The 6859-nt window shown below is 58.0% G+C and carries 4 protein-coding genes; 1 reads left to right on the top strand and 3 read right to left on the bottom strand.

Annotated elements, in window-relative coordinates; genetic code table 11:
* The first annotated feature begins 277 nt into the window (after positions 1 to 277).
* Positions 278 to 1699 (top strand): sigma-54 interaction domain-containing protein, encoded by a 1422-nt coding sequence (locus tag B9A12_RS06765; RefSeq protein WP_342752485.1) that lies wholly within the window; start codon positions 278 to 280, stop codon positions 1697 to 1699.
* Between the two features lie 223 nt (positions 1700 to 1922).
* Here B9A12_RS06765 and B9A12_RS06760 read toward each other — a convergent pair whose 3' ends face one another.
* The 3 genes from B9A12_RS06760 to hpsG form a co-directional block, all read right to left on the bottom strand.
* A complete protein-coding gene (locus B9A12_RS06760; protein WP_084057135.1) occupies positions 1923 to 2849 on the bottom strand; it encodes an amidohydrolase family protein in 927 nt (308 codons plus the stop codon).
* Positions 2850 to 3175: 326 nt separating this feature from the next.
* The gene (gene hpsH / locus B9A12_RS06755) at positions 3176 to 4135 is read right to left on the bottom strand and encodes a (2S)-3-sulfopropanediol dehydratase activating enzyme (protein WP_084057119.1); all 960 of its coding nucleotides are present in this window, start codon (positions 4133 to 4135) and stop codon (positions 3176 to 3178) included.
* Positions 4136 to 4212: 77 nt separating this feature from the next.
* On the bottom strand, positions 4213 to 6702 hold the full coding sequence (gene hpsG, locus B9A12_RS06750) for a (2S)-3-sulfopropanediol dehydratase (RefSeq protein WP_084057118.1): 2490 nt from the start codon (positions 6700 to 6702) through the stop codon (positions 4213 to 4215).
* Positions 6703 to 6859: the final 157 nt, after the last annotated feature.

Genomic DNA, 6859 nt, shown 5'->3' with positions numbered 1-6859 from the left:
AACGCCCGCAGCGGCTTCAAAGTCACTCTTACCCAGGCACAGAAGCCCCAAGTAGGTCTTGACCACATCTGCGTGCGAGATCATTGGTCGCCCTGGAACTTGCTTTTCCAACTGCTCGCACAGGCTCGTGTACCCGTTGATCAGATTCCCCACAAGGGCCAAGCCTGCGTGTCCGCTTTAGAAGGCCTTCGAAGATTGTTCGATCTCAATTTTCTTCATGAGTGCACCTGCCGGGTGAAAATGTGACAGGAGGTCCTATAGCATAAATGAGATGTAAATTCAATGGGATATCCGCCACAAGATAGTCTTATGCATAGGTGCAATTTCACGGATTAAGGCTATTCTCAACCTCTTAAAAGATGGTGTCTACATCTCCACCTGCGAAGGGATCACCCTCTATGTCAACGATTCGTGGCGGCGCCTGACCGGCGTGTCTTCGGAGCGGGTACTGGGGCGCCGGGTTACGGACCTACTGGAGATGGGCGTCTTCGATGCCATCGTGAACCCGGATGTGGTGCGCACCGGCAAAAAGGTCACCCGGGTCCAGAATATCAACGGGCGAAGCGTTGTCCTGCAGGGGCATCCGGTCTTCGACGACAACGGGCAAGTGGAATTGGTGGTCACCTTCGTTCGAGACATCACCACCTTCCACAGGATGAAGGAGGAGATCGCCGCCCAGAAAAGCCTCATCCAGCAATATCAGAGGCAGGTTTCCAGTCTGAATCCCGAGGAGGTTTTTCTGGATGAGGGCATGGTAGCGGTCAGCCGGGAGTCCCTGGAAATGCTCCACCAGCTGGACAGCATCGCGCCCACCGAGGCCTCGGTGCTCATCCTGGGAGAGACTGGCGTGGGCAAGGACATCGTTGCGCGCAGGCTCCACCGGAAAAGCCATCGATCGACAAAGCCCTTCATCAAGGTGGACTGTACCACCATCCCTGAATCCCTGGTGGAATCGGAGCTGTTCGGCTACGAATCGGGAGCCTTCTCCGGAGCCAAGGCCAAGGGCAAGCGGGGTCTTTTCGAGGACGCCAACGGAGGCACCATCTTCTTGGACGAGATTGGGGAACTGAGTCCCCATCTGCAGAGCAAGTTGCTCCGGGTCCTCCAGGATCAGGAGATCATGCGCGTCGGCTCCACCAAGGCCATTCCCATCGATGTGCGCATCTTGGCCGCAACCAATCGGGACTTGGAAAAGAGCGTGGCCGAGGGTACCTTTCGGAGCGACCTCTATTACCGGTTGAAGGTGGTCGTGTTGCATGTGTTGCCGCTGCGAGAAAGAAAGGACGACATTCTGTCCCTGGTCAAAGTTTTTCTCCATCGGTTCAACGCCAAGTACGGCAAGCAGCTCCGGCTGACCGGCAAGGCTGAAAACGCTCTGTTCAAATACAGCTGGCCGGGAAACATCCGGGAGCTGGAAAACATGATCCACGGGCTGGTGCTCGCATCAAAAAAGCCCTTGATTTGCTGTGCCGATCTGCCGACCGAGGTGGGAGGCGACCAGGGATGCGTCGCCTTCTCCTCCGGTGACTTCCTTTCGGAAATCGGCTCCAGGCCCCTCAAGGAGATCATGCGGCGGCTGGAGCGGGCCGTCATCGAGGAAGCCCTGACGCTTTACGGGTCGGTTTCCAAGGCCGCCGAGGCGCTTCAGATCAACCGCACGACCATTTTTCGAAAGACCCGGAGAAACCACGACGGGTAGACGCTGTCCCCAGGCGGGTGACGGGCCCTTTCGGCCTGCTGCCACAGCTAGGGGCCTGCTCCACATGGTATCTCCTAGTCCCTAAGGGCATGGGCCGAGCCTTCCTTTGGGTTCATCCTAAAGAACAGTACTTTTGGTTCCAGTAGGAGCGGCCTTGGCCTCGATCCGCATCGTGCCGCTCAATCAGCTCCATGGGAAAGACATTTCCGGGCTGCCAAAATGCTTAGAACCGACCCAGGCGATGCATGACCTCTTTGACGATCTCACCGACCATGTCCTGGACCTGCGACGGATCTACGCCCGCTGAGGAACGTTCCGTGCTGAGTCCCAACAGCTTGGCGGCGTTTTCATACATGATCTTCCGGCGAACCTCTGGGGTGAACTGCAAAGACTCGTAGGTCTTGAGGGCTTGCCGAAAATCCACGAAGGGGTGCGCACTGGCGTACAGGATCTTGTCCCCGATCATGGTGTTGGCCGCCTGCACGTAGGCCTCCGCCTGGGGGGATCGTTCGTATTCGGATAGGTCGATATAGACATTGCGGTGCCTTTCGGCCACGATAATGGCCTCATTGACCCATGGATAACCCCCATGGCTGATGATGATCTTCAGTTCCGGGAAGTCGCGTGCCACGATGTCGATGTAGCGAGGCGCCACGTGGTCGATGATAGCGTTGGGGACCAAGGTCGCCGGTCCTGTGGTCAGGATGATGGGGACGTCCAGTTCGCAGCATTTGCTGTAGATGGGGTAATACTTGGCATCGTGCGGATAGATCTTGGCCAGATAGGGATCGATGGCGGCGCCGCGAAGCCCCAGGCGCTCCACCGCGTGAGACAGTTCGCGCACGGCTGCCATCCCTTTGTGGGGATCCAGCCCCACAAACCCGATAAACTTGTTTGGAAATTGGCGAACGAATTCCACCACGCTATCATTGTTGGACTTTCCCCCGTAGGTGGTCTCGCAGTCCCTGCCGGTGATCACCGCCCATTCCACATCGTGGGCATCCAGATCAGCCACCGCTTCCGGCACGGACTGGGGCTTCATTTGAGGGAAGTTAATGTATTGGCACAGCTCCTTGAACATGGCGCTGTTCTGAATGCCCGTCAGGGTTTCGGGCGTGTTGGGGCGAAATCGAAAATCGATGACCTTCATCTTGCGTCCTTTGTTGCCGATTTGTTTCAATGTCTCGGGGAGCGGTTTCCCCCGTCCCATGCCTTCACAAAGATTTCCATAAACCTGCCTTCTCTCCCGCATCAGGGAGATTGTCCGAGAGCGCCCAGGTGGCTCCTTTCTTACGCAGGCGGAAGGTTGAGACCACCAAGCGGACTTGCGCCGGCGGCCTAGCCGTGCCGCAGTAGGGGCGACTTCCGAACCCGCCCCTACTGGCTGTCTGAGAATTCAAAGAGCTTTACGGGGCCGGTGAAACTGCAACTGGTCAGAAAGCCACAATAAGGCGAACAGCCCTTGTGGGGCAGGCCCTAGGCCCCGGCGCACACTCCTTGGGCCGTCTCTTCAGCCCCGGTCAAGACCTGTCTGGCCAAGGCCCGCAATTGTCCCAGGCGTTCTTCGGGCAGGTTCTGTTCTGTCACGCCATAGGAACGTCCCAGGTACACATATTTGGGTGTTCCCATGCGGTGGTAGCCCAGGAGTTCGTAGCGCGTCCCGCCAAGGTCCTTGACGATTTGAGCGATGGATCGGATATCTTCCGGGGTATCGTTGATACCCGGGATGACGGGAGTGCGCACGGTGATGGGGAGATTGGGATACTCTCTTTTCAATCGCCTCAGGTTGTCCAGGATCACCTCGTTGCCTGCTCCGGTTGCCGCGCGGTGCTTTTCCGAATCGGCAAGTTTCACGTCGTAAAGGACATGATCCAGGTGTTGGGCAGCCTCCCGAATCACGTGCCAGGGAACCATCCCGCATGTTTCGATACAGGTATGGATGCGTCGGCGCTTGGACTCCCGGAGCAGCGCCAACGCGAAGTCCGACTGCACCAAAGGTTCTCCGCCACTCAGGGTCACTCCCCCGCCGGATCGCGAATAGAAGGCCTCGTCCTCTTCAACCCATCGGAGTGCCTGCTCGACGGTCGCTTTGTATCCGTATACGATCAGGGCCTTGTTGGGGCAGACTTGGGCGCAGGCATGACATTGTCTACAATTGTCTGCAATCCAATGCATCTTTCCGTCCTGGGCCACGCCCAGGGCCTGATTGGGGCACACAGAGTGACACCGCTGGCAGTGGTCTTCACCCAGGCATTTGTCCCGATTGAAAGCCAGTTCCGGCTCGAGTCGTTGGGATTCCGGGTTGCTGCACCACCGACACCTCAGGCTGCAGCCTTTCAGAAACAGGATGGTGCGGATTCCCGGACCATCGTGGACCGAGTATTTCTGGACGTTGAAAAGGATGCCCTGGGTCTTTCGATCCGTTTGCACACTCACCTTCTTTCCCTTCGTCGCATCGAGCTCGTGGAAGGCCCGGGGCCCCTTGGCGGGCCCCGGGCCTCGGGAGACGCCTCTTAGACCTGCGAATGACCTGTTCGGGCGATGAGATCGTCCTGAAGATCCTTGGAAAGATCGCAGAAGTAGGCACTGTAGCCGGCGATCCGAACGATCAGGTTTCGATAGCGTTCCGGATTCTTCTGGGCTGCCAGCAGGGTTTCCTTGTTGATGATGTTGAACTGGATGTGCCACAGGCGCAGGTCACACCAGGTCTTAATGAAGGAGACGAGCTTCTCGGTCCCCTCGTCATCCGCCACACAGCCGGGAGTGAACTTGATGTTGAGGAGGCGAGCCGCCCTTTCCCGGTAGTCGTAGTTCTTGGACATGAAGTTGGACATGAGAATGGCCGTAGGACCGTTCACGTCCGCTCCCTGGGAGGCGGAGGAGCCGTCGCTCAGCGGCGTGTAGGCCAACCGGCCATTGGGCGTGGCGCTCACGACCTTGCCGAAGGGAACGTGGCTGGTGAACGGCACATAGCGAAGGTCCAGATGCACGCCCACTTCCTTGGCGTACTTCTTGGTAAACTCCACCGACTGCCGGTCAATCTCCTTGGCGATTTCATCAGCGTAGGGGTCGTTATTTCCGTAGCTGGGACAATTGCGAAGCATGGCCCGCAGGTCTTCGCGCCCCTGGAAATTGGTGCGAAGGGCTTCCAGAAGCTCCGACATGCCCACCTTCTTTTCTTCAAAGACCAGCTTCTTGATGGTCGCCAGCGAATCGACCACCGTGCCGTACCCGATGCATTCGAAATAGCCCAGGTCGATCCCGCCTTCGATCTTGGGCTGATGCAGGTCGGTGCAATGTTCCATGCACAGGTCGTGCAAGGCGGATCCCAGCGGGGTGGCGAAATGGCGGGACCGCAGATCAATGATGATCTTTTGCTGAACGAAGGCGTGCTTAATCAGGTTGATCTGCTGGGCCAGATAGGCCTCCCAGAACTCATCCCAGGTGGCGAATCGTGTGGGTTCGGCAGTGGGCAGCCCGATCACTTCGTCGCCGTACTTAAGCATGCGTCCGCCGTAGAGGGCCATTTCCAAGGCGGCGGCATAGTTGATGTAGGCGCAGCCGCTGGTGTACGTGTCGCGGTTGGGCATACGAATCTCGGCGCAGCCGCTCACGGCGTAATCGTAGATCTCGTCGAAGGTAGCCCCTTTGGACAGGTGAAGGGGGATCACTTCTTCGTCGTTGATGAGCTTGGGGAATCCGGATCCTTGTTTGATGGTTTCCGCCACTTCCCAGAGGTACCTCTTGGGGGATCGGGCGTGAATCCGGGCCGCCAGATCCGGGTAGTGCAGTGGGAACTCCCTCTTGGAGCGGAGGAGCAGGTAGGTCAGGTCGTTGGTGGCGTCCCGACCGTCCGGTGTTTGGCCGCCGATGGTGACCGCTTCCCAGTGCGCATAGCCTTCGTTGAAGGCGCCGCCGGTGGGCGAAAGGTAAAGGTCGATAAACTGGGCCATGCCAACCCACATGCATTCGAATAGTTCAATGGCCTGTTCTTCGTCCAACACCCCGGCTTCCACGTCGGCCTTGTAGTAGGGGTACAGGTATTGATCCATGCGGCCGTTGGAGATGATGGTGCCGGTCTTTTGTTCCAAGCGGCTGAACATCTGGGTGAACCACTGGGACTGCATGGCTTCCCGGAAATTGCGAGCTGGATGCTCGGGGACGTGGCGGCAGATCTGGGCGATCTGTTCCAACTCGCTTTTCCTCGTGGGGTCGGTTTCACTCAGGGCCATCCGGGCCGCCTCCTCAGCGTGGCGATTGGCCCACAGGATGATAGCGTCGCACACCAGGATTATGGCTTCCAGGAAAGGCTTCTTTTGAACGTTGTCGTTGGGGCTGAACGGATCCAGAGCCGCCAGCTTTTCCTGTGCCTCTTTCTTAATCCCTCCAAAGCCGCGCTTAAGCACCTTCTCGTAATCGTGGACCCACTGAAGGGAAGAACGAAACGAGGATGTTTCATTGACGATGTAGCGTGATTCCAGGACGTTTTCCGGCTTGTAGGTCAGAGGAAGCGTCTCTTCGGGAAGTGCCTTGGCCAGGGCTTCGTGGTAGGTCTTGCCTTTCCAATACGGGGCGATCTCCTCCACGATGATCCGGGCATCTTCGGGATCCACGATGAACGGGGATACTTCCCGCTGGGACAACTGCTCAATGGCCACATCCAGGAAATCCCCGTCCAGCTCTGGATAGAGGATTCCATAGCGCCCTTGGGCGCCCGCCCGGCCAGCCAGCAGCTGATCCTCATCGATGTAGACCTCAATGTTCTTGGCGACGTGCATCAGGGCTTTGGCCCAGCGCAGCACCAGGGGCTGTCCTTCGGTTTCGCGCATGGACTCCGTGAAGAGTCGACCGCGCTGCACGTCCACCTTGGGGGTCAGGCCGCTGATGCGGTCCAGAATTCGATAGGCCCGGGCATGGGCGCTCTGATTGCGAAGATGGTTTTCCTTGCCGTCCAATTGGTCCTGAATGAACTGTTCTTGGGGCGATAGGCAACATTCGAACATGGTAGGCTCCTTTCGTGGATCAGGTTCAATGCGATCTCATGGCTTTTGGGACACCCAGTCGGCGGAGATGACTCACAGGGTTGCTTTGCTCCCATCTGTGCGGTCTTTTCCTGTCATGTCCCCTTCGGCGTGTAGTTTGGGCGCACCAGGAGTGTTG

The organism is Desulfacinum hydrothermale DSM 13146 (genome assembly GCF_900176285.1).
Classification (GTDB): domain Bacteria; phylum Desulfobacterota; class Syntrophobacteria; order Syntrophobacterales; family DSM-9756; genus Desulfacinum; species Desulfacinum hydrothermale.
Note: the sequence above shows the minus strand (reverse complement) of the source record. Positions and strands in the feature narration are given on the sequence as shown.